This is a genomic window from Streptomyces sp. BA2 (assembly GCF_009769735.1).
Lineage (GTDB): Bacteria > Actinomycetota > Actinomycetes > Streptomycetales > Streptomycetaceae > Streptomyces.
Genome location: NZ_WSRO01000002.1, coordinates 8,397,490 through 8,423,053, shown reverse-complemented (window position 1 = coordinate 8,423,053; position 25,564 = coordinate 8,397,490). Strand labels below are relative to the sequence as shown.

General features: G+C 71.4%; 24 protein-coding genes and 1 pseudogene. 13 read left to right on the top strand and 12 right to left on the bottom strand.

Features of this window, described 5'->3' with window-relative positions; genetic code table 11:
* Positions 1-2: 2 nt before the first annotated feature.
* Positions 3-1,568: an outer membrane protein assembly factor BamB family protein gene (locus E5671_RS40320; protein ID WP_160509166.1), complete on the bottom strand. Its 1,566-nt coding sequence runs from the start codon at positions 1,566-1,568 to the stop codon at positions 3-5.
* Between the two features lie 114 nt (positions 1,569-1,682).
* Here E5671_RS40320 and E5671_RS46625 point away from each other — a divergent pair.
* The 4 genes and pseudogenes from E5671_RS46625 to E5671_RS40305 form a co-directional block, all read left to right on the top strand.
* Positions 1,683-1,796: pseudogene (locus tag E5671_RS46625) on the top strand (GNAT family N-acetyltransferase); the annotation flags it as partial.
* Between the two features lie 121 nt (positions 1,797-1,917).
* Positions 1,918-3,249, top strand: a complete 1,332-nt coding sequence (locus E5671_RS40315; protein ID WP_160509165.1) for a hemolysin family protein — start codon at positions 1,918-1,920, stop codon at positions 3,247-3,249.
* Positions 3,246-4,259: a hemolysin family protein gene (locus E5671_RS40310; protein WP_160509164.1), complete on the top strand. Its 1,014-nt coding sequence runs from the start codon at positions 3,246-3,248 to the stop codon at positions 4,257-4,259. The genes E5671_RS40315 and E5671_RS40310 overlap by 4 nt, the downstream gene beginning before the upstream one ends.
* Positions 4,260-4,287: 28 nt before the next feature.
* Entirely contained in the window at positions 4,288-5,919 is a 1,632-nt protein-coding gene (locus E5671_RS40305; protein WP_160509163.1) for an ABC-F family ATP-binding cassette domain-containing protein, read from the top strand.
* Here E5671_RS40305 and E5671_RS40300 read toward each other — a convergent pair.
* A complete protein-coding gene (locus tag E5671_RS40300; protein ID WP_160509162.1) occupies positions 5,916-6,164 on the bottom strand; it encodes a holin in 249 nt (82 codons plus the stop codon). The genes E5671_RS40305 and E5671_RS40300 overlap by 4 nt on opposite strands.
* An 86-nt stretch (positions 6,165-6,250) precedes the next feature.
* Complete coding sequence (locus E5671_RS40295) at positions 6,251-6,646, bottom strand: cupin domain-containing protein (RefSeq protein ID WP_160509161.1); 396 nt, start codon at positions 6,644-6,646, stop codon at positions 6,251-6,253.
* Between the two features lie 52 nt (positions 6,647-6,698).
* Between E5671_RS40295 and E5671_RS40290 the strand changes: the two genes are divergently transcribed.
* Both E5671_RS40290 and E5671_RS40285 read left to right on the top strand, forming a co-directional pair.
* Positions 6,699-7,709: a GlxA family transcriptional regulator gene (locus tag E5671_RS40290; protein ID WP_160509160.1), complete on the top strand. Its 1,011-nt coding sequence runs from the start codon at positions 6,699-6,701 to the stop codon at positions 7,707-7,709.
* Positions 7,710-7,814: 105 nt separating this feature from the next.
* A complete protein-coding gene (locus E5671_RS40285) occupies positions 7,815-10,052 on the top strand; it encodes a VPS10 domain-containing protein (protein ID WP_237330344.1) in 2,238 nt (745 codons plus the stop codon).
* A 9-nt stretch (positions 10,053-10,061) separates the two neighbouring features.
* Here the strand turns inward: E5671_RS40285 and E5671_RS40280 are convergent, their stop codons facing one another.
* The 5 genes from E5671_RS40280 to E5671_RS40260 all read right to left on the bottom strand — a co-directional run bounded on the left by E5671_RS40280 (position 10,062) and on the right by E5671_RS40260 (position 15,249).
* Positions 10,062-11,201: an acyltransferase family protein gene (locus E5671_RS40280; protein ID WP_160510730.1), complete on the bottom strand. Its 1,140-nt coding sequence runs from the start codon at positions 11,199-11,201 to the stop codon at positions 10,062-10,064.
* 151 nt (positions 11,202-11,352) lie between these two features.
* A complete protein-coding gene (locus tag E5671_RS40275; RefSeq protein WP_160509159.1) occupies positions 11,353-12,378 on the bottom strand; it encodes a hemolysin family protein in 1,026 nt (341 codons plus the stop codon).
* Positions 12,375-13,712, bottom strand: a complete 1,338-nt coding sequence (locus E5671_RS40270; protein ID WP_160509158.1) for a CNNM domain-containing protein — start codon at positions 13,710-13,712, stop codon at positions 12,375-12,377. Before E5671_RS40270 ends, E5671_RS40275 begins: the two co-directional genes overlap by 4 nt.
* Before the next feature lie 208 nt (positions 13,713-13,920).
* Positions 13,921-14,853, bottom strand: coding sequence for a M56 family metallopeptidase (locus E5671_RS40265; RefSeq protein ID WP_160509157.1), 933 nt, complete (start codon positions 14,851-14,853; stop codon positions 13,921-13,923).
* Positions 14,854-14,859: 6 nt separating this feature from the next.
* The gene (locus E5671_RS40260; protein ID WP_160509156.1) at positions 14,860-15,249 is read right to left on the bottom strand and encodes a BlaI/MecI/CopY family transcriptional regulator; all 390 of its coding nucleotides are present in this window, start codon (positions 15,247-15,249) and stop codon (positions 14,860-14,862) included.
* Positions 15,250-15,477: 228 nt separating this feature from the next.
* On the opposite strand from E5671_RS40260, the gene E5671_RS40255 reads away from it, so the two are divergent.
* The 4 genes from E5671_RS40255 (at position 15,478) to E5671_RS40240 (ending at position 17,851) form a co-directional block, all read left to right on the top strand.
* Complete coding sequence (locus E5671_RS40255) at positions 15,478-15,903, top strand: VOC family protein (protein ID WP_160509155.1); 426 nt, start codon at positions 15,478-15,480, stop codon at positions 15,901-15,903.
* A gap of 381 nt (positions 15,904-16,284) precedes the next feature.
* Positions 16,285-17,217 (top strand): trypsin-like serine peptidase, encoded by a 933-nt coding sequence (locus E5671_RS40250; protein ID WP_160509154.1) that lies wholly within the window; start codon positions 16,285-16,287, stop codon positions 17,215-17,217.
* A 10-nt stretch (positions 17,218-17,227) separates the two neighbouring features.
* The gene (locus E5671_RS40245) at positions 17,228-17,521 is read left to right on the top strand and encodes a carboxypeptidase-like regulatory domain-containing protein (RefSeq protein ID WP_160509153.1); all 294 of its coding nucleotides are present in this window, start codon (positions 17,228-17,230) and stop codon (positions 17,519-17,521) included.
* 69 nt (positions 17,522-17,590) lie between these two features.
* Positions 17,591-17,851, top strand: coding sequence for a hypothetical protein (locus E5671_RS40240; RefSeq protein ID WP_160509152.1), 261 nt, complete (start codon positions 17,591-17,593; stop codon positions 17,849-17,851).
* A gap of 19 nt (positions 17,852-17,870) precedes the next feature.
* Here E5671_RS40240 and E5671_RS40235 read toward each other — a convergent pair whose 3' ends face one another.
* The gene (locus tag E5671_RS40235; RefSeq protein ID WP_160509151.1) at positions 17,871-18,239 is read right to left on the bottom strand and encodes a response regulator transcription factor; all 369 of its coding nucleotides are present in this window, start codon (positions 18,237-18,239) and stop codon (positions 17,871-17,873) included.
* 301 nt (positions 18,240-18,540) lie between these two features.
* Between E5671_RS40235 and E5671_RS40230 the strand changes: the two genes are divergently transcribed.
* Complete coding sequence (locus E5671_RS40230; protein WP_160509150.1) at positions 18,541-19,164, top strand: hypothetical protein; 624 nt, start codon at positions 18,541-18,543, stop codon at positions 19,162-19,164.
* Positions 19,161-19,559 carry a hypothetical protein gene (locus E5671_RS40225; RefSeq protein WP_160509149.1) on the top strand — a complete coding sequence of 133 codons (399 nt, stop codon included), beginning with the start codon at positions 19,161-19,163 and terminating at the stop codon, positions 19,557-19,559. The genes E5671_RS40230 and E5671_RS40225 overlap by 4 nt, the downstream gene beginning before the upstream one ends.
* 69 nt (positions 19,560-19,628) lie before the next feature.
* Here the strand turns inward: E5671_RS40225 and E5671_RS40220 are convergent, their stop codons facing one another.
* On the bottom strand, positions 19,629-20,669 hold the full coding sequence (locus E5671_RS40220; RefSeq protein WP_160510729.1) for an NAD(P)-dependent alcohol dehydrogenase: 1,041 nt from the start codon (positions 20,667-20,669) through the stop codon (positions 19,629-19,631).
* Between the two features lie 143 nt (positions 20,670-20,812).
* Positions 20,813-22,756: a serine/threonine protein kinase gene (locus E5671_RS40215; protein WP_160509148.1), complete on the bottom strand. Its 1,944-nt coding sequence runs from the start codon at positions 22,754-22,756 to the stop codon at positions 20,813-20,815.
* A gap of 158 nt (positions 22,757-22,914) precedes the next feature.
* Between E5671_RS40215 and E5671_RS40210 the strand changes: the two genes are divergently transcribed.
* Complete coding sequence (locus E5671_RS40210; RefSeq protein WP_160509147.1) at positions 22,915-23,919, top strand: winged helix-turn-helix transcriptional regulator; 1,005 nt, start codon at positions 22,915-22,917, stop codon at positions 23,917-23,919.
* Positions 23,920-24,073: 154 nt separating this feature from the next.
* Here the strand turns inward: E5671_RS40210 and argG are convergent, their stop codons facing one another.
* On the bottom strand, positions 24,074-25,522 hold the full coding sequence (gene argG, locus E5671_RS40205) for an argininosuccinate synthase (RefSeq protein WP_160509146.1): 1,449 nt from the start codon (positions 25,520-25,522) through the stop codon (positions 24,074-24,076).
* Between the last annotated feature and the right edge of the window lie 42 nt (positions 25,523-25,564).

Here is a 25,564-nt window from a genome sequence, read left to right as displayed (position 1 = left end):
CGTCACCGGGCGAAGGCGAGCATGCGGGCGTTGCCCTCCTCGCCCTTGCCGCCGTGACTCTTGCCGTCCAGGCGCGTGGGGGTCACGAAGAACCGCTTGTCGGCGTACAGGGTGTGGCCGGCGTACATACCGGCTTCCATGCTCTGGGCCGACGAGGTGTGCCTCAGCAGTACGTCCGGCTTGCCGCCACCGGGGCCGAAGCGCACGGTCTGCCCGTTCTTGCCGTCCTGCGCCCGCGCGTAGGCGATCACCCCGGGCCGGTCGGCTCCGGCCACCGTGACCGGCGTGATCTGGCGCCCGCCCTCGACCGAGCCGGACCACTTGGACTTCCCCGTGCGGAGGTCGAAGGCGACGATCTTGTTCGGGCCGAGGATGCCGCCCTTGGGCTCGCTCGCCAGATAGAGCGTGTCCGCGTCGACGGCGGCTCCCGGACAGTTCTGCACGCCCTCGCCGGAGTCGCCCGCCCCGGCGCACATCTCGAACTTGTGCGGGCCCTTGCCGACACTGATCCAGGAGCGCTGCTTTCCCTTGTCGTCGACGGTGACGACGGCCCACTTGTCCATGTCGTCGCGGTTCTGGACGACGGCCACGGCGGGGTCGACCGAGTAGACCTTCTGGACGCTCCAGCCCTTCTTCGTCCGGTAGGTCCACTTGACGTCGCCGGTGCGGGGGTCGAGCCTCTTGAGGCGGCCGTGCGTGCTGGGACTGCCCGGCTGACAGGACTCCACCTGGAGCAGCCGCGAGCCGCCCGCGACGCCGTCGAGGGAGCAGCCGCCCTCCCGCTCCCGCTCGGTCGTGAACAGCCGCTTGCCGTCGCCGATCCGGTAGGCGCGCATGGTGGCGCTCTGGTCGACCATGACGGTGCTGCCCGTGATGGCGACGTGGGTCATGCTGGTGTCGTCCCAGAAGCCGCGGTCGACGAGCTCCTTGTGCCAGCCCTTCTCACCGGTCTTCAGGTCGATCATCCGCAGCTGGTCGCACTGCGAGTTCCCCTCGGACTTCCGCTTCGTGTACGCGACGACGACCTTGCCGTCCGGTGTGGGGTTCACCGGGGTGTCGCACACCGCGCCCGGCAGCGGCACCGTCCATGCCTTGGATCCGTCGGCGGTCCGGTAGCCGGTGACCTCGTTGTGCTCGGCCTGGGCCACGATTCCGGGTACGTGCCAGAGGTCGAGCAGCTGCGCGCCCTTGCCCGGCAGCTTGAGGTCGTTCATCGCGAGCCAGGCCTTGGCCTCGCCGGGCTTGCGCCCCGCGTTGACGTCGATCACGGCCGCCGACCCGTCGTCCTTCGCGTCGGCGTCGGCATCCCGGTCCGGGGCGGCCGACTCCCGCCCGCCGTCCGCCGATTCCCGTGTCTGCCCGGCGACGGGCTCACGGGAACCGCTCCCGTCCCCGTCTCCGTCTGCTTGCGTGACAGCGTAGAAGCCCACACCGATCAGGACCAGGGCGACGGCTCCGGCACCGAGGGCGAAGCCGAGCCTTCGCGTGGTGCGGGCCGGGGGCGTCGGCTGGACGTAGGGGTTGCCGGGCACGGGCTGATGCACCGGCTCGGACTCGCGATTGACCATGAACGAGATTCTGGACCAATCATGACTGTTACTAGAGCCTTTTTCTAGAAAAAGTTTTCATGGCAGGTTTCCGTTCCGAGCCGAAGGGCATGGCGGGCGACGGAACCCGCTCGCCGGACGGGCACCGCCATGGTCCTTGACCGCAATGAGCAGGCCCATCACACCTGGCATGCCGCGGGCTACGCGCCCGAGCCGCCGTGGAGCCGCTGGGTGAAGCACCTCCTTTAATATGGACGGATCACTCGAACATCATCGAAAGGTGTGAGCGTCCGCCCATGGGCGAGCCTCCTAGTACCCGACATCGCGCATTCGCCCGGTCCCTGCCTGATCATGGGACGGAGGTGACCCGATGACCGAAGTGCTCCTGCTCCTCGTGGCGGTGCTGCTCTCGGTGGCCTGTGGTGTCTTCGTCGCTGCCGAGTTCTCCCTCACGACGGTCGAGCGCAGCGAACTGGAGCGAGCCGTCGAACGCGGCGAGCGCGGTGCCGCCGGCGCCCTCAAGGCCGTCAAGAACCTCACCTTCCAGCTCTCCGGGGCCCAGCTGGGCATCACTGTCACCAATCTGGTCGTCGGCATGCTCTCCGAGTCCTCCATCGCCAAGCTGATCTCGGGCCCGCTGCGCGCCATGGGCATCCCCGCATCGGCGGCCTCGTCGATCGCCCTGGTCATCGGCACGGCCCTGTCGACGGTCTTCCTGATGGTCGTCGGTGAGCTGGTCCCCAAGAACTGGGCGATCTCGTCGCCGCTGGCCGTCGCCAAACGGGTGGCGACCCCGCAGCGCCTGTTCAGCGCCTTGTTCCGCCCCTTCATCGCGCACCTGAACAACACCGCGAACCGCTCCGTACGCCGCTTCGGCATCCAGCCCACCGAGGAGCTGGCCTCCGCGCGCAGCCCCAAGGAGCTGGTGGCACTGGCCCGGCACTCCGCCAAGGAGGGCTCCCTGGAGGCGGACACCGCCGAGCTGTTCGTCCGCACCCTGAACCTCGCCGACCTCTCCGCGGAGAACGTGATGACGCCGCGCGTCCAGGTCATGGCGCTGGACGTCCTTGCCACCTGCGAGGACGTCGCGAACGCCACCCGGGCGACCGGTCTGTCCCGCTTCCCCGTCTACCGCGGCAACCTCGACTCGGTCGTCGGCGTCGCGCACATCAAGGACGTCCTGGCCGTACCGGCCGAGCGCCGCGCCCGCTTCCCCGTCGCCGAGCTGATGCGCGAGCCCCTCCTCGTACCGGAGTCACTGACCGTCGACCGCCTGCTCGACCGGCTCTCCGGGAAGCGCACGATGGCCGTGGTCATCGACGAGTACGGCGGCACGGCCGGCGTCGCGACCCTGGAGGACATCGTCGAGGAGGTCGTCGGCGAGGTGCGGGACGAGCACGACCCGCACGAGACGCCCGACATCGCCCCCGACGGCACGGACGACGACGGCCGCACGCGGTACTCCGCCGACGGCTCGGCCCGCACCGACCAGCTGGCCCGCGTCGGCCTGCGCGCGCCGGACGGCCCGTACGAGACGCTCGCCGGACTCGTCGCGACCGAGCTGGGCCGCATCCCCGCCGAGGGCGACACCGTGGACGTGGGCGGCTGGCGGCTCGACGTCGTGGACGCCCGCGGCCGCCGCGCGGCCCGCGTCCTGCTGCACGCGCCCTTGCACGACGACCACCAGGAGGAGGAGCGATGACCGCCATCCAGTTGCTGATCGGCCTGGCGACCCTCGTCGTCAACGCCTTCTTCGTGGGCGCCGAGTTCGCCCTCATCTCCGTACGCAGGAGTCAGATCGAGCCGTACGCCGAGGACGGCGACCGGCGTGCCGAGAGCGTGCTGTGGGGCCTGCGGCACGTCTCCGCGCTGCTCGCCGCCGCGCAGCTCGGCATCACGCTGTGCACGCTGGTGCTCGGTATCGTCGCCGAGCCCGCGATAGCGCACATCCTGGAGCCGCTGTTCGACGGGGTCGGGGTGCCGCACGGTCTGGTCCACCCGATCTCGTTCGTCATCGCCCTGGCGCTCGCGACGTATCTGCACATGCTGCTCGGCGAGATGATCCCCAAGAACATCTCGCTGGCCGAGCCGGTGCGCACGGCGCTGCTGCTCGGCCCGCCGCTGGTCGCGATCGCGCGGGCGCTGCGCCCTGTCATCTTCGCGATCAACGCGTTCGCCAACGGCCTTCTGAAGCTGCTCAGGGTCGAGGCCAAGAACGAGGTGAGCGCGTCCTTCTCGGACGACGAACTCGCCCGGATGGTCAAGGACTCCAGTGACGCGGGCCTGATCGACGACCGCGCCCAGGAGCGCCTGCACGACGCCCTGGAGCTGGGCCGCCGTCCCGTGAGGGATGTGGTGCTCCCGCTGGAGAGCGTGGTCTACGCCCGCGTGGGCGTGACGCCGGAGGAGCTGGAGCGGCTTTCGGCGGAGTCCGGTTTCTCGCGCTTCCCCGTGGTGGACGACGGCCGTCGTATCGTCGGCTATCTCCACGTCAAGGACGCGCTCGACCGGATGCCGCGCGATCTGCCGTTCCGGGTGCCGGACATGCGGAAGATCGCCCAGGTCCGGGAGGCCACGCCGCTGGACGACGTGCTGACCGCGATGCGGGGCAGCCGCACGCATGTGGCGGCGGTGCTCGGCTCGGACGGCAGGCTGGCCGGCATGGTCACGATGGAGGATGTACTGAGGGAGCTGTTCGGTCAGCCCGTGTGAACCGAGACAGACGCGTGAACCGAGGGGGATGCGCACCGTGAGTCAACTCGTCCTGCGCGACGTGTCGTACGGCTATCCGGAGCGGCCCGTGCTCGAACGGGTCTCCCTGTCGGTGCGGCCCGGCGAGAAGGCCTGTGTCATCGGTGAGAACGGCTCGGGCAAGTCGACGCTCCTGCGCCTGATGGCGGGCGAGTTCGCGCCCGCCGACGGCGAGGTGGCCGTCGTCTCGGACGGCGGCACCGGCTACCTCGCGCAGACCCTGCGCCTTCCGCCGCACGCCACGGTGCAGGACGCGGTGGACGACGCGCTCGCCGAACTGCGGGACCTGGAGCGGCGGATCCGGGAGGCGGAAGAGGCGCTCGGCTCGGCGGGCCCGGCCGAACTCGCCGCGTACGGGGACCTCATCGCCGCTTTCGAGGCGCGTGACGGCTACCGCGCCGACGCGCGCCTGGAAGCCGCCCTGCATGGCCTTGGCGTCCCCCACCTGGAGCGTTCGCGCACGCTCGGATCGCTGTCCGGCGGCGAGGCGGCGCGCCTCGCGCTCGCCTGCGTCCTGGCTCCGCAGCCCGAGCTGCTCCTCCTGGACGAGCCGACGAACCATCTGGACGACCAAGCGCTCGGCTGGCTGGAGGAGCGGCTGCGCGCCCACCGGGGCACGGTCGTCGCCGTCACCCACGACCGGGTCTTCCTCGACCGGGTCGCCGAGGTGATCGTCGAGGTCGACGGCGACCGCAGGTCCGTTGCCCGCTTCGGCGGCGGCTGGCACGGCTATCTGGAGCAGCGCGCCACGGCCCGGCGCCGCTGGGAGGAGCGCTACCGCGAGTGGAGCGAGGAGGTCGAGCGCCAGGAGCGGCTCGCCGAGGGCGGCTCCGACCGGCTCTCGGTGGGCTGGCGGATGAGCGAAAGACCGCGTTTCGCGGGCCATCAGCGGTCGGTGGAGGGTCAGCTCTCCGGGATCGTGCGCAACGCGCGCGAGCGGCTGCGCAGGCTGCGCGCGGACCCGGTGCCGCGCCCGCCCGACCCGCTGCGCTTCACGCCGGGCGAGGGCATCGAGGGCGGCGACCACCCCTTCGTACGCCCGGTCGCGCTGACGGACGTCACGGTGGGCGAACGCCTCGCCGTGGACCGGCTGCTCCTCGATCCCGGCTCGCGCACGCTGGTGACCGGGGTGAACGGCGCGGGCAAGTCGACGCTGCTCGGCGTCCTGGCCGGAGTGCTCGCCCCGGATCGCGGGGAGGTCCAACTCCCGGCCCGCGTCGGCTACTTGCCGCAGGAGATCGAGTACATCACGTACGAGGACACGGCGAGGCCGCTGATCGACGCCTTCGCGGCGGGGCTCGCGGGGCTCCCCGAGGACCACGCGCAGACGCTCCTGTCCCTCGGTCTCTTCCGCGAGGAGGATCTGGCCGTGCCGGTGAAGGGACTCTCCGTGGGGCAGCGCCGCCGCTTGGCGCTCGCACGCCTGGTGACGCGCCCGGCCGACCTCCTCCTGCTCGACGAGCCGACGAACCACCTCTCCCCCGCCCTCGTCGAGGAGCTCGACGAGGCGCTCGCGGGATACCGGGGCACGCTGGTCGTCGTGTCGCACGACCGGAGGCTGCGGGAGCGGTTCCGGGGCGAGCGGCTTTCGGTCGAGTCCGGACGGGTGACCCGCTCCTAGGGCGTGGCGTGCCCCCCGCGGGTGGTCGGCGTCTCCGTGATGCCGGGCCCGCCCGCCCCGGCGTTCGCGGCGCCGACCGCCGTGAGGACGGCGAGCAGCGTCGCCATCCCCGCGGTGGCGAGCGCCGCCTTCCATTCGACGTCCAGGAGGGTGGTCGCCCCGGCGACCAGGACGGCGGCGAGCGACTGCGCGAAGGTACGGAGCGCGCGCTCCGCGGTGGCCTTCCAGAATCCAGCGGTCCACATGTCTGGCCCACCCTCTCGTGGTTGACGGGTCAACACTTGGCATACCGCTGTTGACTGCCGCTGCCCAGAAGGCCGACGGGCCGCTCTCAGAGATCGAGGCTGTGGCCCGTCGTCGCGTCGACATGGGACGGGATCTCGTCGTGGCGGTCGCCGACCGTCGGGGTGCCGGTGGGCTCGAAGACGAGGATCTTGGCGCCGGAGGGGGCCGACGGCTTGTGTTCCGTGCCGCGCGGGACCGTGAAGACGGCGTCCTTGGGGAGGGTGACCGTGCGTTCGCCGGTCGGCTCGCGCAGGGAGATGCGCAGTTCGCCTTCGAGGACCAGGAAGAACTCGTCGGTGTCGTCATGGACGTGCCAGAGGTGGTCGCCCTCGGCCTTGGCCACGCGTACGTCGTAGTCGTTGACGCGGGTGACGATGCGGGGGCTCCAGAGGGCGTCGAAAGAGGCCAGGGCCTTGCTGAGGGCGATGGGTTCGTTGCTCATGGGTCCAGCGTCCGACGGTCACGGCTGCCGTCGTGAGTGGTAGAAATAGCGTATGTCGCAAGGATCCTCTCAGGGCGCCGGGAACGGGGAACTGCATCGCAACGGGGAACTGCACCGCGTCGTCGTCATCGTCGACGCGAACTCCAACCCCTTCGAGCTCGGCTGCGCCACCGAGGTGTTCGGCCTGCGCCGCCCCGAACTCGGGCGAGAGCTCTATGAGTTCGCTCTCTGCTCGCCCGAGCCGCGCACCCTGATGCGGGACGGGTTCTTCACGCTCACGGGCGTCGCCGGCCTCGACGCGGCCGAATCGGCGGACACCCTGATCGTGCCCAACCGGCCCGACATCGAGGTCCCCCGACGCCCGGCCGTCCTCGACGCCGTGCGCCGGGCGCATGCCCGAGGGGCTCGGCTCGTCGGGTTCTGCAGCGGTGCCTTCACGCTCGCCGAGGCCGGGGTGCTCGACGGGCGCCGGGCCACCGCGCACTGGCAGTGGGCGGACGACTTCCGGGTCCGTTTCCCCGGCGTACGGCTCGAACCGGACGTGCTCTTCGTCGACGACGGCGACATCCTCACCGCCGCGGGCAGCGCCGCCGCCCTCGACCTCGGGCTGCACCTGGTCCGCCGCGACCACGGCGCCGAGGTCGCCAACGCGGTGAGCCGCCGCCTCGTCTTCGCCGCCCACCGGGACGGCGGTCAGCGGCAGTTCGTGGAGCGGCCGGTGCCCGAAGTGCCGGACGAGTCCCTGGCCCCGGTCCTCGCCTGGGCCCAGGAGCGGCTCGACTCACCCCTCTCCGTACCGGGTCTCGCGGCGCACGCCGCACTGAGCCCCGCGACCCTGCACCGCCGCTTCCAGGCCCAGCTCGGCACCACGCCCCTGGCCTGGCTCACGGGTGAACGCCTCGCGCTGGCCTGCCGGTTGATCGAGCTGGGCGTGGCCCCCTTCGACACGGTCGCCCGGCGCAGCGGGCTCGGCACCACCGCCAATCTGCGCGCCCTGATGCGCCGCGAGACAGGCCTGACCCCCTCGGCGTACCGCCGCCGCTTCGGGCCCGCGCCGGACTGAGCCGGCCGCCAGGGGGTGTCCTCCGGCGCCTCCTCCGCCACAAAGTCCGACTTGCGGCCTACTGCTCCCTCACCCCGTCTCCTAAGGTCACCGCTTGATATGGCCATGACGAAGAAGAGGGAGTCCATGCGCAGACGTCTGCTTCACCTGGTCCTCGCCCCGCTCGCGGGGGTCCTGATGGTCACGGCCCCGGCCTCAGCGGCGCCCCCGCCCCCGGGAGACGTGTACCGCCCCGTACGGGGGCCCGCCGCCCCCGCCGAGTACCGCTATCTGCAGAAGACCGTCCCCGGAGAGTCGATTCCACGCCACGCCCACGAGGACGCCGCCGCGCAGGCACGGCAACTGCCCACCACCGGCGGCCGGTGGAAGTCCGTCGGGCCCACCAACATCGGCGGGCGCATCGTCTCGCTGGCGCTCGACCCGAAGCGCGCGGACACCCTCTACGCCGCCGCGGCCAGCGGCGGCATCTGGCGCAGCACGGACGCAGGACAGACCTTCAAGTCCGCGTGGCCCGACAGCTGGACGCAGGCCATGGGCGCGGTCGCCACGGGCCCCGACGGCACCCTGTACGCGGGGACGGGCGAGCCCAACCCCGGCGGCGGCAGCATCACGTACGAAGGGACGGGTCTCTACCGCAGCACCGACGGCGGCAAGCACTGGAAGCAGTCCGGGCTGCGTGACTCGGGCGCGATCAGCGCCATCACGGTGGACCCCGACAACCCGCGCCGCATCTACGTGGCCGCGGCGGGATCGCTCTACAACGGCGGCGGCGACCGCGGCGTCTACCGCTCCGAGAACGGCGGCAGGACGTGGCAGCGCATCCTCACCGGCGCCAATGAGTTCACCGGCGCCACCGAGATCGTCGTCCAGGGCAGGAAGCTGTACGCCGTGCTGTGGGACCACCGCCGCACGCCCGAGCGCCGCACCTACGGCGGCGAGGGCTCCGGTGTCTTCCGCTCCGGTGACGACGGCAGGACCTGGAAGCGGCTCGGCGGCGGCCTGCCCGCGCAGGGCCCGGACGTGGGACGGATCGGCCTCGCCGTGGCGGGTGAGCGCGCCTACGCCATCGTCAACAAGACGGACGGTCCCTTCGAGGGCTTCTACGCCTCCACGGACGCGGGCGACACCTGGCAGCGGACCCCCGTCGACAAGAAGCTCACCGACTCGCAGTCCACGTTCGGCTGGTGGTTCGGGAAGATCTGGACCGACCCCCGCGACGCCGAGCACGTGCAGGTCGCCGGAGTCCCGCTGATGACGTCGAAGGACGGCGCCGCCACCTGGACGGCCGACGACACCAGCATCCACGTCGACCAGCACGCGATGGTCTGGGACCCGCGCCGTCCGGGCCGCGTCTACCTGGGCAACGACGGCGGTGTCTACCGCTCCGACGCGAACGGCGACGGCGGCTGGGTCAAGGCGCGCCACGAGCCGTACACCCAGCTCTACAGTGCCGCGATATCGCCGCAGGACACCTCGCGGATCTCCGGGGGTTCACAGGACAACGGCTCGATACGTTCCTGGGGCGGCGACCGCTTCAACGAGTACCTCGGCGGTGACGGCGAGGAGAACCTGATCAACCCGACCGACGTGAACAACGTCTACGCCTGCTACCAGTACGGAAACTGCTTCAGCTCCACCGACGGCGGCGACACCATGACGTACTTCGCGGACAAGACCACATTCAAGCGACGGAATTGGTTCACGCCGGTCGTCTTCGACCCCCGTGATCCCAAGATCCTCTACTACGGCTCCGAGGTGCTCAACCGCTCCACGGACGGCGGCGCGACCTGGCAGGCCATCAGCCCCGACCTGTCCGGCGGTCCGGGCCCCGACCCGATCTACACCAACTACGGCACCATCACCTCGATCGCGCCCGCCGCGGACGGCCGCACCATCTACGCCGGCACGGACGACGGCCGCGTCTGGGTCACGAAGGACAGCGGCGCGCACTGGACGAAGCTCGCCGAAGGGCTCCCCTGGGTGACCCGCGTCGTCGTCGACCCGCGCGACGCCGACCGCGTCTACACCACCCACTCCGCCTACCGTTCCGGCTCCGGCACGCCCCACGTCTACGGCAGTACGGACGGCGGCGCGCACTGGAGGAACCTGTCAGGCAATCTGCCGGACGCGCCGGTCAACGACCTCGTCATCGCACGGGGCGGCAAACTCCACATCGGCACCGACCAGGGGGTGTTCACCTCCGGCACCAAGGGAGGCCACTGGTCGCGCCTGGGCCGCGGGATGCCCGCGGTGCCGGTGGACGACATCGAGTACGACGCGGGGAACCACCGCCTGGTGGCCGCGACGTTCGGCAGGGGGTTCTACGAGCTGAACACCGCCTGATCCACTCCATCAGCGCCGGTGCGCGCCCCGGCCACGGGCGCGCGCCTTGGCGTCCCTCCTGAACGCCCACTCCATGTCGGGTTCCATCGCGAACCGGAAGAGGCGCTGCACCGGTGGGGTGCAGAGCACGGTGATGAGGGCCGCGGCGCAGAGGGTGACGGTGATCTCGCCGAGCGGTGTGTGCAGCCAGTCGAGGTCGTACCAGTCCCAGAAACGGGAGCCCTTGGCGAGGAACCCGTGCAGGAGATAGCCGTAGAGGGTGCCCGCGCCGAGCGCGGTGAACCAGAGTCTGCGACCGGGGACCCAGGCGAAGAAGCACGCGACCAGGATCGCCGAGCAGCCGAACATCGCGAGCGTCATCACGCCCCCGGACCAGCCGGGCGCGGCCAGCTCCTGTGCGCTGTCCCTGCGGTAGAACCACGCGGCGTTCATGCGCGGCGCCGCCCAGTACGCGAACAGCAGGGCACCCGCGAAGACGGGCAGCGCCAGGATGCGGGCCTCCCGGCGGCGCACGATCTGGAAGTGCTCGGGCTTCAGGCACAGGCCGAGGACGAAGAACGGCAGGAACTGCAGCACCCGTTGGAGGTCAAGGTCGTCGCCGATGTCCGGCGAGACCGAGGCGAGCACCGCGATGGCGAGCGCTATGGGCAGGGGCCAACGGACCACCTTCCACAGCGGGGTGGTGAGCCGCCAGACGAAGAGCGCGACCAGGAACCATGTGAGGTACCAGGGGTCGAGCAGACTGATCGGGTACGTCGGGTCGTCGCCCGCCCAGCGCTTGAAGAAGGTATAGGCGACCTCGAAGATGACGTACGGCACCGCGATGCCCGTCACCAGGCGCTTGAGGCGGCCGGGGCTCGCGTCGAAACTCCGCGAGAAATAGCCGGAGATGACGATGAACGCCGGCATGTGGAAGGTGTAGACGGTGATGTAGAGCGCGGCCGCCGCCCGGCTGTCGCCCCGCAGCGGCTCCCACGCGTGGCCCATCGCCACCAGCACGATCGCCAGGTACTTGGCGTTGTCGAAGAACGAGTCCCGGCGCTTGACCGGAGGCTCCGGCGCCACGGTGGGGGCCGCCGGAGCCTTCGGAGGCGCACTGCGCGCGGCGGGCAGCGGCGCCCGCAGTGCCCCGGGCCCGGACCGGTCCATCGAGCGGACAGGCTCACTCACGGGACCTCCCGGGGGAACCCGGGCCCGCGGTCTCGCGTCTCACGTCAATTGCGGGTGCTACACCTGTGTAGAACATCACGGGCACCCTAGCCACCGGAGCCCCCGCGCGTACAGTCACGCCACCCGTGAATCAGCCGAGCGCCGCCGGAGAGGGGCCCACCAGCTCGGAGAGGACGTCCTCCATGGTGACGAACCCGAGCACCGTTCCGCTCTCGCCGGTGACCGCGGCCAGGTGACTGCCCGCGCCACGCAGCGCGGTGAGGGTGTCGTCCAGCGGTGTGTCGATGTGCACCCGCGTGACCACGTGCAACGCGCCGCGCGGGAAAGGCCGGTCCCGCTCGGCGATGCCCAGGGTGTCCTTGATGTGGAGGTAGCCGAGCAGGGTGCCGTCGGGTCCTGTCACCGGGAAGCGCGAGAAGCCCGCGTCCGCGGCCACCCGCTCCAGGCGCGCCGGGGTGACGGTGTGCTCGACGGTGCGCATCCTGGCGGTCGGTACGAGGATCTCGCCGACCGGCCGGGTGCCGAGTTCAAGGGCGTCGCGCAGCCGCTCGCCGTCGGCCGCCGAGAGGAGCCCGGCCGCGCTGGAGTCGACGACCATGCGGGCGAGCTGGTCGTCCGTGTAGACGGACTCGACCTCGTCCTTCGGGTCGACCCTGAGCAGCTTGAGCAGGGTGTTGGCGAAGGCGTTGATGCCGAAGACGACCGGCTTGAGTGCGCGGGTGAGGGCCACCAGCGGCGGGCCGAGCAGCAGGGCGGTCCTGGCGGGCGCGGCGAGCGCGATGTTCTTGGGGATCATCTCGCCGATGAGCATGTGCAGATACGTCGCCACGGTCAGGGCGATGACGAAGGCGATCGGGTGCACGAGGGCGTGCGGGATGTGGACCGCCTCGAAGCCCGGCTCCAGGAGGTGCGCGATGGCGGGTTCCGCGACCGCGCCAAGCACCAACGAGGAGACGGTGATGCCCAGTTGGGCGGTGGCCATCATCGCGGAGATGTGCTGGATGCCCCACAGGGTGATGCGGGCGCGCTTGTCGCCTGCCTGGGCGCGGGGTTCGATCTGGCTGCGGCGCACGGAGATCAGGGCGAACTCGGCGCCGACGAAGAACGCGTTGGTGAGCAGGGTCAGGGCGCCGATGGTGAGCTGGAGCGTGGTCATCGGGCCTCCTCCACGGCCTGGCGGGGCACCTGGAGCGCCGGTTCGGTGATGCGGATCCGGTCGGCGCGGTGGTGCTCGACCGTCAGGACGGACAGGTGCCAGCCGTCGAGGTCGAGGGCGTCACCTTCGGCGGGGATGCGGGAGAGCCGGGTGGCCATCAGTCCGGCCACGGTCTCGTACGGTCCTTCGGGCGCGGTAAGTCCTATCGTGGCGAGCTGGTCGATGCGGACGCCGCCGTCGGCCTCCCACACGGTGCGGCCGTCCTGGGCCCTCTGTGCGGGCAGCAGGTCGGGGACCTCGACGGGGTCGTGCTCGTCGCGGACCTCGCCGACGACCTCCTCGACGATGTCCTCCACCGTCGCGACACCGGCCGTGCCGCCGTACTCGTCGATGACCACGGCCATCGTGCGGTTCGCCCGCATCCGCTCCAGAAGCCGGTCGGCGGGCAGGCTGTCGGGTACGAGCAGGGGCTCGGCCGCGAGGTCGGTGACGGGGGTGAGCCGCCGCTTCTCCGGGGGCAGGGCGAGCACATCGCGGATGTGTACGGTGCCGATGACCTCGTCCAGGCTGTCGCGGAAGACGGGGAAGCGGGACAGGCCCGTGGCGTGCGTCAGGTTCGCGGCGTCGGCGGCCGTGGCGTGCGCCTCAAGCGCCCGTACGTCCACCCGCGGGGTCATCACGTTCTCCGCGGTCAGCTCGCTCAAGTGCAGGGTGCGGACGAACAGTTCGGCCGAGTCCGCCTCCAGGGCGCCCTCCGCGGCCGAGCGCCGGGCGAGGGCGACCAGCTCCTCGGGGGTGCGCGCGGAGGCCAGCTCCTCGGCGGGCTCCAGGCCGAAGCGGCGTACGACGTGGTTCGCCGTGTTGTTCAGATGCCGGATGAACGGTCCGAAGGCGGCGGTGAAGCCGCGCTGCGGGGCCGCCACCACCTTGGCGACGGCCAGCGGCCGGGAGATCGCCCAGTTCTTGGGCACCAGCTCGCCGATGACCATCAGGATCACGGTGGAGAGTGCCACACCGAGCAGGGTGGCCGTGGTCGGGGCGGCGCCGCCCAGGCCCGCCGCCTCCAGCGGGCCGCGCAGGAGCGCCGCGAGGGAGGGTTCGGCGAGCATGCCGATCACCAGTGACGTGACGGTGATGCCGAGCTGGGCGCCGGACAGCTGGAGGGTCAGCCGCCGGACGGCCTTCAGGGCGCCTTCGGCACCCCGCTCCCCCGCGTCCGCGGCGCGCTCCAGGTCACCGCGCTCGACGGTGGTCAGGGAGAACTCGGCCGCCACGAACACCGCGCAGGCGAGCGTGAGGAGCAGGGCGAGCAGCAGAAGCAGGATCTCGGTCACCGTGCCACCCCCGTTCCCTCACGCTCGGACAGCGGGCGGGACATGGCACGGTTCGTACTGGGAGGCTCACCCATTGCGGGTCCGTGTCTCCTTCTCGTACTCGTACGACGTGTCGTACGAGGGCGGTGGCATGGAAGCGGTAGTGCTTCTACACCACTGTAAAGGAACGGCAAAGCGAGTCGGTCAGGCCATGGGGTGGAGAGCGGGCCTAGAGCGGGGTGGCCGCGTGCAGGATCAGGACCATCGTCACGGCGGAGTTCGCCGACGACATGGCCGAGACCGCGGCCCCGGCGGCGGCCGCCCACGCCGCGAGCCCCACCGCGGTGAACAGGGACGGCCAGCTGCGCGCCGTGGGAGCCGGGCCGAGGAGGGCCGCGACCCGGCGGGGCACGGGCCCCGGCGCGGCGAGCCCGGCCAGGGTCGGGGCCGGGGCGCCCCGGGAGTGCAGAGCCGCCTTGCCGATCGCGCGGGCGACGGTCCTGCGGTCGCCGACGGTGTGGGCGGCGTCCTCGTCCGCCCAGCGCTCGGTCGTGTAGGACACGGCGGTACGCAGCGGGCGCAGGAACGGATTGGCGCGCGCGGCCAGCTGCACGGCGAGGAGGTAGCGGTGGTGCCGGGTCGCGAGGTGGGCGCGTTCATGGGCGAACAGGGCGCGGCGCTCGCCGGGTTCGAGGCAGTCGAGCAGGGCGGTGGTGACCACGACCCGGTCGCGGCCGCCGCCGGGCAGCGCGTACGCGTAGGGCACCTCGTCGGGCAGGACGGCGACGGCGGTGCCGGGAAGACCGGCAAGCGCGCGGTGGGCGCGACGGCGTACCTGGTGGTGGCGCCACAAGGTCCTGCCGCACGCCACGGCCACGGCGAGCAGCCCCGGAATGGCAAGGCGCCCGGCGACCTCGTCGTACGGGACGGCGGCGCGCACCTCGGGGTCCGACCAGCCGTCCGGCAGCGGGTTCCCGGGCAGCTGCGCCGTGCCGACGACCATCAGCAGGCCCAGGCACAGCGTGCTGCACAGCGCCATGACCGCGGCGACCGTCGTGAGCAGCCGGGTGGCGGTCCTCGGGTGCAGCCGCTGCTCGGCGAGCCGGGCGACCGGCCAGGCCGTCAGCGGCAGGACCAGGGGCAGAAGGACGAACATCCCCATGGCGGTTCAGACGTCCCTCTCCGCCTCGTCCTGCCGCAGGAGCTCACGCAGCAGCCGCTCGTCGCCCGGCGGCAGCGCGGTGAGGAAGCTGGCGAGCACCGCCTCCCGGTCGCGCTCGCCGTCGAGCACCTTGCGCATCTTGCGCGCCGCGAGGCCCGCCTCGTCGGCCGACGGCGTCCACGCGAAGGAGCGGCCCGCGCGCTCGCGGGTCACCGCGCCCTTGTCCAGGAGCCTGCTCAGGATCGTCACGACAGTCGTGTACGCGAGGTCAGCGCCGAGCCGCTCCTGCACCCAGCCCGCGGTCGCGGGACCCTCCGCCTCGCGCAGGGCCGACAGGACCTGCGCCTCCAGCTCACCCTGCCCCCGCCGCCGGGAACGCCGCCGCTGCTCCGCCACGCCCGTCTCCCTTCCACTGCCTCGTCGTCCTGGACGAGGCTAACGCCTGCCCGCTAGGGTCACTCGGGTGACTGCCGGGTCGGCCATGGGCCACGTACGAGTGAGGCACCCGGCCTCGGCGTGAGCGCGAGGCGGGCCAGAGCCCCGCCGACCTCTCTTCCGTCTTCCCTCCCGCGCCCCACGCGGCGCACCGTCAGTGGAATCCAAGACCCGGAAGAGATCTCATACATGCCGCACGGCCAGCACTCGCACGACCCCAATTCACCTGTCACGACCGTCCAGTTGAACCACACCGCCGTCTACGCCAAGGACCGCCTGCTGTCGGCGGAGTTCCTCGCCGCGATCCTGGGCCTGAAGGTCGGCGCCCCGTTCGGGCCGTTCCTGCCCGTCGACCTCGGCAACGGCGTGACGCTCGACTACTACGAGCTGAGCGACGAGCCGGTCCAGTCGCAGCACTACGCGTTCCTCGTGCCCGACGAACAGTTCGACGCCATGATCACCCGCCTGGAGACGGTCGGGGTGACCTACTACGCCGACCCCGGCCACACCGACCCCGGCCACATCAACCGGCTGTTCGGCGGTCGTGGCGCGTACTTCGACGATCCGGACGGCCACAACATGGAGATCATGACCCGGCCCTACGCTCGCCCCTAGCCCTCGCGGAAGGGGAACGGGCCGCTCCCTGGGGCTGATTGTTTGTTCGAGACGTGATTGAGGCATCGCGCCCCGCCCGCTCAGGCAGCGGCCGGGGCGCGGGTGCCCGGCGGGGGCTGCTGAGACCTGGCCCCGGGCCGTTCGCCGTGAGGCGGCGGGGCGAGCTGACGTCCCGCGCGCCGTATGGGCCCCGGGAGCCGGTCAGTTGACGTACTTGGCGCCCCGAAAGCACGTGTACGCACACACGCGCCGGTCGGCGCAAAAGTCTCATTGCGGCACTTGTCCGGCGGCAGTAGAAGGGGCACTGACCCAAAAACGTTGCGGCCGCGGCGTCCTGCAAGGCATCACATCGCAGCTCTGAGAGAAGCCGGGTGATCCAGAATGGCGCACGATCCACACACCGCAGTGACGAACGAACCGGACGACGGAGCGATAACCCTGGCAACCGAGCAGGAGGCGGTGCTGCAGCCGCCTTCCGAGGGGACGGAGGGCCAGGCCCAGCACTCGACGGGTGAAGGCCTGGAACACGTCGAGGGCTACCGGCGCCCGGAGCACTTCGCGCCCGAGGCCTGGACGGCCCCGACCGCCTCGCTTCCCGACATCGGGGAGGCGTCGTACGGACCGCCGCCCCTGGCCCCTGAGACCGTGCACGGCCCCGACGACCGCATCCAGATCACCAACACCAGCGTGTATCCGTGGCGCGTGCACTGCTACCTGCTGATCACCGCCCGCGACAACGCCCTCTATCAGGGCACCGGATGGCTCCTCGGACCACACACCCTCGCCACCGCGGGCCACTGCGTCTACATCAAGGGCAGCGGCGTGGCGGGCCGGGACGGCTGGGTGAAGAGCATCCAGGTCATGCCGGGACGCAACGGCGCCTCGCTGCCCTACGGCAGCATCACCTGCACGAGCTTCCGCTCCGTGACAGGCTGGACGACCAACGGCGACGAGAACTTCGACTACGGCGCCATCATCACGCCCTCCAACATCGGCTCCACCACCGGCTGGTTCGGCTTCGGCGTCTGGTCGGACTCGGACCTGCTCAAGACCACCGGCAACATCTCCGGCTATCCGGGCGACAAGCCGCCCGGGACGCAGTGGTACGCGGCGCGCGGGATCGACTCGGTCGCCCCTCGCAAGGTGTACTACGACATCGACACCGCGGGCGGGCAGAGCGGCAGCTCCGTCTACCGCATCGACAGCACCGGCCGCTACGGCTTCGGCATTCACGCCTACGGCGGTGCCCGGGTGAACTCGGGAACCCGGTTCACCACCCCCGTGTTCAACAACTACGTGGCCTGGAAGGCGTGAGCGAACCCCGATGAACGGCAGCAGCCCCGCAGTGGAGATCACCGGCGTCGTCCGCGACACCTCGGGCGCCCCGGTGCCGGGCGCCCACGTCCTGTTCACCGAGGGGCCGCAGCCCTTGCCGGACATCGCTGCCGTGACGGACACCGAGGGACGGTTCTCCCTCGGCGCCCCCACCACGGGCGAGTACACGCTCGTCTGCCGGGCGGACCCCCTCATGGGCCCGTCCGGCACCGCCGAGGCCACCGTCCGCGTCGAACCGTCGGCGCGGGCCGCCTCGCTGCGGGTCGAGCTGACGCTCGGCTAGCACGATGCGCGGCGCCGACCGGCAGCGGTGGACGTGCATGGTGGGCGAGTTCTGTCTACCGTCACGTGCATGAACACTGTCCCGCAGCGTTTCGAGATCCTGCTGGTTCCCGGGTTCACGGGGGACGGCGTGAGTACGACCGATGCCCGCGACGCCCTGCGCTCGGCCGTCGTGGTGGCCACCGGCGAGACCGGGTCGTCCGGGTTTCCCCGGTACGCGGGTGACGGCATGGAGGCCGACATCGATCCCGCGACCCGCACCGTCGAGGCGCTCCTGGTCGACGGGTCCGAGCTTGACTACGGACTCTCGGTGCGGGTCGCGGACGCGTAGCAGGGCCGGCCCCGCCTGGTCACGGCGGCGGGGCGACGTCGCCGGCGAGACGCGCCAGCGCGTGCGCGAGCCCCGGCGGTGAGCCGCCGGAAGCGGGTCCGACCGCGCCCGCGGGGGAAACGGCCCCCACCACGGCGTCGCCCGAGTGGACCAGGATGTGGCTGGGCGGCTCGAGTTGGCGGGCCTGGTCGATGACCGTCGCGGCGTCACCGGCGAAACGGGCGCTGAGGTCGATGACCAGGACGTCGGGCAGCAGGGCGCGGGCCCGCGCCATGGCGAGGAAACTGTCGTCCGTCTGGGAGATGACGTACAGACCGGGGACGGCCTCGATCTGCGGGATCAGGTCGCCGGCCCGGTGATCGGCGGCCAGTACCAGCACGGTCAGCACTTCGCACTTGTCCTTCGCGTGGTCCAGGTTTCACCGGCACTCGCCGTACTGCGCTCTCGACTTGACCGATCGTTTCAGCATGTCATCCGATGCGGCGGATCCGGCGACCTCCGGAGCGCGGGGCGTGTCGATGCTCCCAAGCCGGGTACTCGGCCGCCGTGCGAACACGGAAGCAGTCGTTCAACCGCTGATCGCAGACGCCCCGATCGGTGCCCACGTCGCGTGGGTGCCCATCGGCCGGCCTCAGCGCCGAACGACCACGAAATCAGCTGAACGGACCACGAGATCAAGGGAGGCAGCCATGATCACCGCCGTCATCATCGCCGTGGTCGTCATCGCGGCAGCCGCCGTCCTCTTCGTCGGACTGCGGCGAGCCCGGGGCGGCGGACGCGGCCTGAAGCACCGCTTCGGGCCCGAGTACGACCACACCGTCGCCCGTCACGACGGGGACGTACGGGCAGCCGAACAGGAGCTCCGCGAGCGCGTACGACTCCACGGCTCCGTCAAGGCCGAGCCCCTGCCGCCCGGGGCGCGCGAGCGCTACGCGGCCCAGTGGGCCGGCGTCCAGGAGCAGTTCGTCGAATCACCGCAGCAGGCCGTGGTCGAGGCCGACGCGCTCCTTGCCCGCCTGGCCAGGGACCGGGGCTTCCCCGACGGTGAGCGCTTCGACGAGCAGGTGGCCGCGCTCTCCGTCCACCACGCGCACTCCGTCCACGGGTACCGCAAGGTGCACACGGCCACCCGCGGGCAGGCAGGCACCGAGGAAATGCGCGAGGCCATGGTCGAGGCCCGGCGCCTCTTCGAGGCCCTGGTCGCCGAGCACACGGTCGACTCCAACCGGCACGGCCGGCAGTCCACCGCCGACCGCGGCCACGCACCGTGGGCACTGCCCCGGCGCCACGCGAAGGGAAGTGGCACGTCATGACGGACGCCAAGGACCTCACACCGCGCGAGCAGGCCATCGGCGGCGGCGCCCCCGCTCCTGCCCCCGCTCCCGCCGCGACCCCCTCCCCCGCCACCGGCTCCCCGGCCTCCGGCTCCGAACCCGGCCCCGTACTGCTCCGTCAGGACGAACGGGACAAGCTCGGCCTGCGGCTCCAACAGGCGCTCAGCACCTTCGTCGAGAGCCCGCGCCAGGCAGTGGAGGAGGCCGACGGCCTCTTCGACGACGCCGTCAGGCACCTGACCGAGACCCTCACGCAACGACGGCACACTCTGCGCGCGAGCTGGCAGGGCCACGACACCGAAGCGCATACGGAAGAACTGCGCCTCGCGCTGCGGCAGTACCGCGAAGCCACGGAAAGGCTGCTGCGGATCTAGGCACCCAGGCGCCACGCGTCCGGACCCCGAGGCTGTCGCCTCGGGGTCCAGGTCGTACCGGGCCGGAACTCAGCCGCTGGGCAGGATGACCGCCCGGCCGTTGATCCGCCCGTCGTGCAGGTGCTCGTACGCCTTGGGGGCGTCGGCAAGTGCGTACGTCTCCACCTGGACGTCGATCGCGCCGGACCTGGCCAGGTCGAGGACCTCCATCAGCTCGGCCCTGCTGCCCCAGTACGGGACGCGGACCGCCGCGTCGTAGGGGGTCGTCCCGAAGCCGACCGACGCGGCTCCACCGCCGATGCCGACGATGGCGACGTCCGCCTCGACCGCGGCGCAGGCGGTCGCCGTGGCGACGGTGGGCGGCGCGCCGACGAAGTCGAACACCGCCTGCGCGCCGAGGCCGCCGGTCAGGTCACGGACCTTCTTCGCCGCGCGCTCGTCCGAAAGGACCGTCTCGTGAGCGCCGACCTGGTGGGCAAGGCGCAGCTTTCCGTCGGTGACGTCGAGGGCGATCACCCGTGCCGGGGTCAGCGCGCGCAGCAGTTGGATGGCGACGTGTCCGAGGCCGCCGGTGCCGATGACCACGGCGGTGCTGCCGGGGATCAGCTTGGGCAGGGAGGTCTTGATGGCGTGGTACGGGGTCAGGCCCGCGTCGGTGAGCGGCACGGCGGTCACGGGGTCGAGGCCGCCCAGCGGGACCAGATGGCGAGCGTCGTCCACGATCATGTACTCGGCGATGGCTCCGGGCGCCCCTAGTCCGGGCGGAAGGATGCCGAGCTCGGCGGCGCGCGTGCAGTAGTTCTCCTTGCCCTGCGCGCACATCGGGCAGGCTCCGCAGCCCCACGGCCCGTAGACGGCCACGGAGTCGCCGACCTCGAAGCCGGTGACACCCTCGCCCAGCGCGGCGACGGTCCCGGCGCCCTCATGGCCGAGGGTGAGCGGCAGCGGGAAGGGCAGCGCCTCCGCGGGCCAGCTCATCACCGCGATGTCGGAGTGGCAGACGCCCGCGGCGGTGACCTTCAGGAGTACCTGGCCGGGGCCCGGCTCCGGGCGCGGCACGGTCACCACCTCGGGGGCGGCGCCGACGCTGCGGTACTGGACGGCCTTCATCTCGGCCGGCATGTCGGGGCTTTCTTGCGCTGACATCTGGGATGCCTCTTCTCGTTCCGCGTGCTGAGCGCCTGGTGTCCCCCGTGTGCATGCATTCCCGTGCTGACGTGGTGGTCAGCCGCCGTCGATCAGGTGACAGCCGCTCAGCCGCGGTCGTAGTGGTAACCGTCGCCGTGGGCGGGGCCGACGTTGTGGCGGATGCCGCTCGGGGCGTCGAGGGTGAATGAGGAGGGATCCATGTCGCCGCACACGATCTGGCTGGAGCGCCCCTCGTCCACATGGGCGGTGCCGATGTTGATGCGCTTCCCGCCGTCCGCCACGGACACCAGCCTGGCCTGGTTCTCGCAGTGCCCGCCGCTGCCCGAATCGGTGATGAGCTTGACGGCGTACCCGCCCGGCGCGACCCGGTAGATGATCACCTTCTGCGGCTGCTGGACGTACGGCGACGTGAGGGCCCAGGTTCCGGTGAAGGCTTGCGGGACACGGTTGTCGGAGGTGCCGGAGCCTGAGTCCGATCCGGAGCCGGAACCGGAACCGGTGCCGGATCCCGAGCCGCTGGAGTCCGAACCACCGCCGCCCGAGGGGGCCTTGGGGTCCGAGCCCCCGTCCTTCCCCGCGGATGAGGGGTCGTCGTCGGAGGCCTTGTCATCGCCCGCGGCGTCACCGGAGGAGTTGTCGCCGTCCTCGCCCGGCGAGGAATCGTCGTCCTTGCCGTTGCCCTTCCCCTTGCCGCCCTCTCCGTCCTCTCCGCCCTTGCCGTCCTTGCCCTTGTCGCCGGAATCCTTGGACCCTGAAGGCGCTGGGGCCGTCGGGGAGTTGTCGGCGCCGGGAGCCCCTTGGGCGCCGTCCTCCCCGTCGAGCAGGGCCACGGTGCCGCCGGACGCCAGGACGGCGATGACGGCTGCTGCTACGGCCCAGTTTCTGCGGGTGCGCCGGTCGGCCCCCTGCGCTTCGGCTTCCGGCTTGGGCGCCGCCCGCAGCCCGAAGGTCGCGACATCCGGCTCCGGTGCCATCGAAGGCTCCGGCGCCTTCGCGATCTCCGGTGTCTCCGCGATCTCCGCTGCCTTCGCGATCTCCGGTGCCTTGGAGTCCTTCGGCGCCTCCGCATCCAGCAGCCTCGCCGCCTCCTGCGCGAGGCGGGCAACCAGAGCAGGCGGCAGCCAGGCCCCGCTCTCCGCTCCGGAGGGGCGCGGTAGATCAGGGCCCGCCAACAGCTCGTCCACGCCCGGCCGTTCACCGGGGGACTTGGTCAGGCAGCGGGCGATGAACGTGCGCAGCGGCTCGTCCTCGACGCCGGTCAGATCGGGCGCGGCCTCGACGATGCGGTACATCACCGCGTGCTGGTTGCTCGCGCCGTGCCCGAAGGGCAGTTGCCCCGTCGCCGCGTACATGAGGACGCAGCCGAGCGCGAAGACGTCGGCCGGTGTGCCCGTCTCCTCGCCCAGGATCTGTTCGGGCGCCATGAAGCCGGGCGAGCCGATGACCATGCCCGTGCTGGTGAGCATCGACTCCGCGGAGACCTGCAACGCGCGCGCTATGCCGAAGTCGATGACCTTCGGGCCCGTGACGGTGAGCAGCACGTTGGACGGCTTCAGGTCGCGGTGCACGATTCCGGCGCCGTGGATGCCCTTCAGCGCCCGCAGCAGCCCGTCGGCCAGCGCGTACACCGAGGAGGCGGGCAGCGGACCGTACGTCAGGAGCGCCTGTTCCAAGGAGGGGCCCGGCACATACCCGGTGGCCACCCAGGGCCGTGCGGCGTCCGGGTCCGCGTCGAGCACCGGCGCCGTGAAGTGCCCGCCGACGCGCCGCGCCGCCTCGATCTCCCGGCGGAACCGGGCCCTGAACTCACCGCTGGAGGTGTGCTCTTCGTGCACCACCTTCACGGCCACCGTGCGCCCGCCGTCGGAGCGGGCCAGGTAGACCCGGCCCATGCCGCCGGAGCCGAGGCGGCCGAGGAGCGGGTAGGGGCCTATCCGACGCGGGTCACTCGGCGTCAGCGGCTCTATGCCGCCGCTGACGCTGTCTCTGCCATCACCACTGTCTCTGTCATCGCCGCTGTCCCGCTCGTCGCCGTGGTCGCCGCTCATGCCGCTCTGTTCCCCCGCTGTTCCATGTCCCGTATGCCTGGCCTGCCTGGGGCGGTCACACCCCAGCGCGACTCAACAGGCCACCGGACCCCCCGAGTTGATCGGTACTATAGAAAACCTAAGTGCCTGCTATCAATGGGGAAGGCGGCCCGGCGCGCATGACACGCAGCTATGACCAGTCCTGTCCGGCGGCGCGGGCCCTGGATGTCGTCGGCGGCCGCTGGTCCCTGCTGATCGTGCGCGAGCTGCTGCTCGGCCCCCGGCGCTACACCGACCTCGTCGCGGGGCTGCCCGGCATCGGCCCCAACGTCCTGGCCGAGCGGCTGCGCGCGCTGCGCGATGCGGGCATCCTCAGCCAGGCCAAGCTGCCGCCCCCCGCACCGTCGGCGGTCTACGAACTGACCGAACTCGGCGCCGCCATGCGCCCGGTGCTCGACGAGCTCACCCGCTGGGGCATGCACCTTCCGACCGCGCCCCGGCCGGGCGACACCTTCCGGCTCAGCTGGGTGCTCGGCTGTCTGCGCGCCAGCTTCCGGCCCGAACAGGCCGGGGGCGTGCGGGAGACGTACGAGTTCCGGGTGGACGGCGACACGTTCCATCTCCGTGTCGACGACGGCGTGCTCGACATCCGGCACGGCAGCGCCACGGACGCCGTCTGCGCCATCACGACCGACCTGGGGACGTTCCTGGCAGTCGGCGCCCGTCTCGTGGACATCGAGGACGCCGTCGCGCGCGGCCTCGCCCAGCTGGAGGGTGAACTTGCTGCCGCCGCACGGGTGATCACCATCCTCGGCGCGCATCCCGAGGCCACCGGCGGCCGCCACGGCATCGTCGGAGCCGTCGGCGCCTCGTTCCGTCCCGAGCGCGCTCTCCGCGTACGCGAGACCTATGAGTGGGTGATCGGCGATCTCGTCTTCCACGCCCGCGTCGACGACGGCACGGTCGAAACAGGCCTCGGCCCCGCCCCGGACGCGGTCGCGACACTCGTCACCGACCTGGGCACCCTGCTCCAACTGGGCGCGGGCTCCCTGCCACTTGAGGACGCGCTCAGCGCCCAGGTCATCGAAGTCGACGGCGACCTTGATGCGGCGCTGCGGATGGCGGACGTCTTCGGCGTGGTCCGCGCCGACCGCTCGGCCGGCCGCCCGGCTCCCACATCCTGAACGTGCGCGGGCCCCGGCGGATCGAATTCCGCCGGGGCCCGCACTCCGTGTACGTACGACCGGTGAGCCGTGTCGTCCGTGGAGCCGTGTCGGTCCGTGGAGCCGTGTCGGTCCGTGGAGCCGTGTCGGTCCGTGGAGCCGTGTCGGTCCGTGGTCAGTCCGTGCCGGACTCCATCGCGGCGCGGTCAAGCATCGACTCCTCGTCCGTGGTCCCGCCGCGCGAGGCGATCGCCTCGGCGCCGCCGCCGTCCATGGCGCCGATCAGACCCGTCGACGCCGCCTGCGCGGCGCCGATCGGCGTCGGGTGGCCGGAGCCGACCAGGCCGAGGCCCGCGTACTGCTCAAGGCGCGCGCGGGAGTCCGCGATGTCGAGGTTCCGCATGGTGAGCTGGCCGATCCGGTCCACGGGGCCGAACGCCGAGTCCTCGGTCCGCTCCATGGAGAGCTTGTCCGGGTGGTAGCTGAACGCCGGGCCCGTGGTGTCGAGGATCGAGTAGTCCTCGCCGCGCCGCAGCCGCAGCGTCACTTCGCCGGTGATCGCCGCGCCGACCCAGCGCTGCAGCGACTCGCGGATCATCAGCGCCTGCGGGTCGAGCCAGCGGCCCTCGTACATCAGCCGGCCGAGGCGCCGGCCCTCGTTGTGGTAGGCGGCCAGGGTGTCCTCGTTGTGGATCGCGTTGACCAGGCGCTCGTAGGCGATGTGCAGGAGCGCCATGCCGGGCGCCTCGTAGATGCCACGGCTCTTCGCCTCGATGATCCGGTTCTCGATCTGGTCGGACATGCCGAGGCCGTGCCGGCCGCCGATCGCGTTGACCTCCATGACGAGGTCGACCGGGGAGGAGAACTCCTTGCCGTTGACCGTGACCGGGCGGCCCTGGTCGAAGCCGATCGTCACGTCCTCCGTGTCGATCTCCACCGACGGGTCCCAGAAGCGCACGCCCATGATCGGGTCGACGGTCTCAAGGCCGGTGTCGAGGTGTTCGAGCGTCTTGGCCTCGTGCGTGGCGCCCCAGATGTTGGCGTCCGTCGAGTAGGCCTTCTCCGTCGAGTCGCGGTAGGGCAGCTGGTGCGCGAGCAGCCACTCCGACATCTCCTTGCGGCCGCCGAGCTCCGTGACGAAGTCCGCGTCCAGCCAGGGCTTGTAGATCCGCAGGTGCGGGTTGGCGAGCAGCCCGTACCGGTAGAACCGCTCGATGTCGTTGCCCTTGAAGGTGGAGCCGTCACCCCAGATCTGCACCCCGTCCTCGAGCATGGCCCGCACCAGGAGCGTGCCGGTCACGGCACGGCCGAGCGGCGTGGTGTTGAAGTACGGACGCCCGCCCGACCTGATGTGGAAGGCACCGCACGCGAGCGCGGCGAGACCTTCCTCGACCAGCGCCTCACGGCAGTCGACGAGCCGGGTGATCTCGGCGCCGTACGCGGAGGCACGGCCGGGCACGGAGGCGATGTCGGGCTCGTCGTACTGACCGATGTCGGCGGTGTACGTGCAGGGGACGGCGCCCTTGTCACGCATCCAGGCGACGGCGACCGAGGTGTCGAGACCGCCGGAGAAGGCAATGCCGACGCGCTCGCCGGTGGGGAGGGAGGTGAGGACCTTGGACATAGGAAGAGTATGCATGACTTCGCATGACCATGCAACGTCCGG

Coding starts and splice junctions, on each gene's coding strand:
- E5671_RS40285 (WP_237330344.1), top strand. CDS start 7,815: ATGACGAAGAAGAGGGAGTCCATGCGCAGACGTCTGCTTCACCTGGTC.
- E5671_RS40255 (WP_160509155.1), top strand. CDS start 15,478: ATGCCGCACGGCCAGCACTCGCACGACCCCAATTCACCTGTCACGACC.
- E5671_RS40290 (WP_160509160.1), top strand. CDS start 6,699: ATGTCGCAAGGATCCTCTCAGGGCGCCGGGAACGGGGAACTGCATCGC.
- E5671_RS40225 (WP_160509149.1), top strand. CDS start 19,161: ATGACGGACGCCAAGGACCTCACACCGCGCGAGCAGGCCATCGGCGGC.
- E5671_RS40280 (WP_160510730.1), bottom strand. CDS start 11,201: ATGGACCGGTCCGGGCCCGGGGCACTGCGGGCGCCGCTGCCCGCCGCG.
- E5671_RS40310 (WP_160509164.1), top strand. CDS start 3,246: ATGACCGCCATCCAGTTGCTGATCGGCCTGGCGACCCTCGTCGTCAAC.
- E5671_RS40320 (WP_160509166.1), bottom strand. CDS start 1,568: ATGGTCAATCGCGAGTCCGAGCCGGTGCATCAGCCCGTGCCCGGCAAC.
- E5671_RS40230 (WP_160509150.1), top strand. CDS start 18,541: ATGATCACCGCCGTCATCATCGCCGTGGTCGTCATCGCGGCAGCCGCC.
- E5671_RS40265 (WP_160509157.1), bottom strand. CDS start 14,853: ATGGGGATGTTCGTCCTTCTGCCCCTGGTCCTGCCGCTGACGGCCTGG.
- E5671_RS40275 (WP_160509159.1), bottom strand. CDS start 12,378: ATGACCACGCTCCAGCTCACCATCGGCGCCCTGACCCTGCTCACCAAC.
- argG (WP_160509146.1), bottom strand. CDS start 25,522: ATGTCCAAGGTCCTCACCTCCCTCCCCACCGGCGAGCGCGTCGGCATT.
- E5671_RS40215 (WP_160509148.1), bottom strand. CDS start 22,756: ATGAGCGGCGACCACGGCGACGAGCGGGACAGCGGCGATGACAGAGAC.
- E5671_RS40295 (WP_160509161.1), bottom strand. CDS start 6,646: ATGAGCAACGAACCCATCGCCCTCAGCAAGGCCCTGGCCTCTTTCGAC.
- E5671_RS40240 (WP_160509152.1), top strand. CDS start 17,591: ATGAACACTGTCCCGCAGCGTTTCGAGATCCTGCTGGTTCCCGGGTTC.
- E5671_RS40210 (WP_160509147.1), top strand. CDS start 22,915: ATGACACGCAGCTATGACCAGTCCTGTCCGGCGGCGCGGGCCCTGGAT.
- E5671_RS40245 (WP_160509153.1), top strand. CDS start 17,228: ATGAACGGCAGCAGCCCCGCAGTGGAGATCACCGGCGTCGTCCGCGAC.
- E5671_RS40315 (WP_160509165.1), top strand. CDS start 1,918: ATGACCGAAGTGCTCCTGCTCCTCGTGGCGGTGCTGCTCTCGGTGGCC.
- E5671_RS40220 (WP_160510729.1), bottom strand. CDS start 20,669: ATGAAGGCCGTCCAGTACCGCAGCGTCGGCGCCGCCCCCGAGGTGGTG.
- E5671_RS40300 (WP_160509162.1), bottom strand. CDS start 6,164: ATGTGGACCGCTGGATTCTGGAAGGCCACCGCGGAGCGCGCGCTCCGT.
- E5671_RS40305 (WP_160509163.1), top strand. CDS start 4,288: ATGCGCACCGTGAGTCAACTCGTCCTGCGCGACGTGTCGTACGGCTAT.
- E5671_RS40250 (WP_160509154.1), top strand. CDS start 16,285: ATGGCGCACGATCCACACACCGCAGTGACGAACGAACCGGACGACGGA.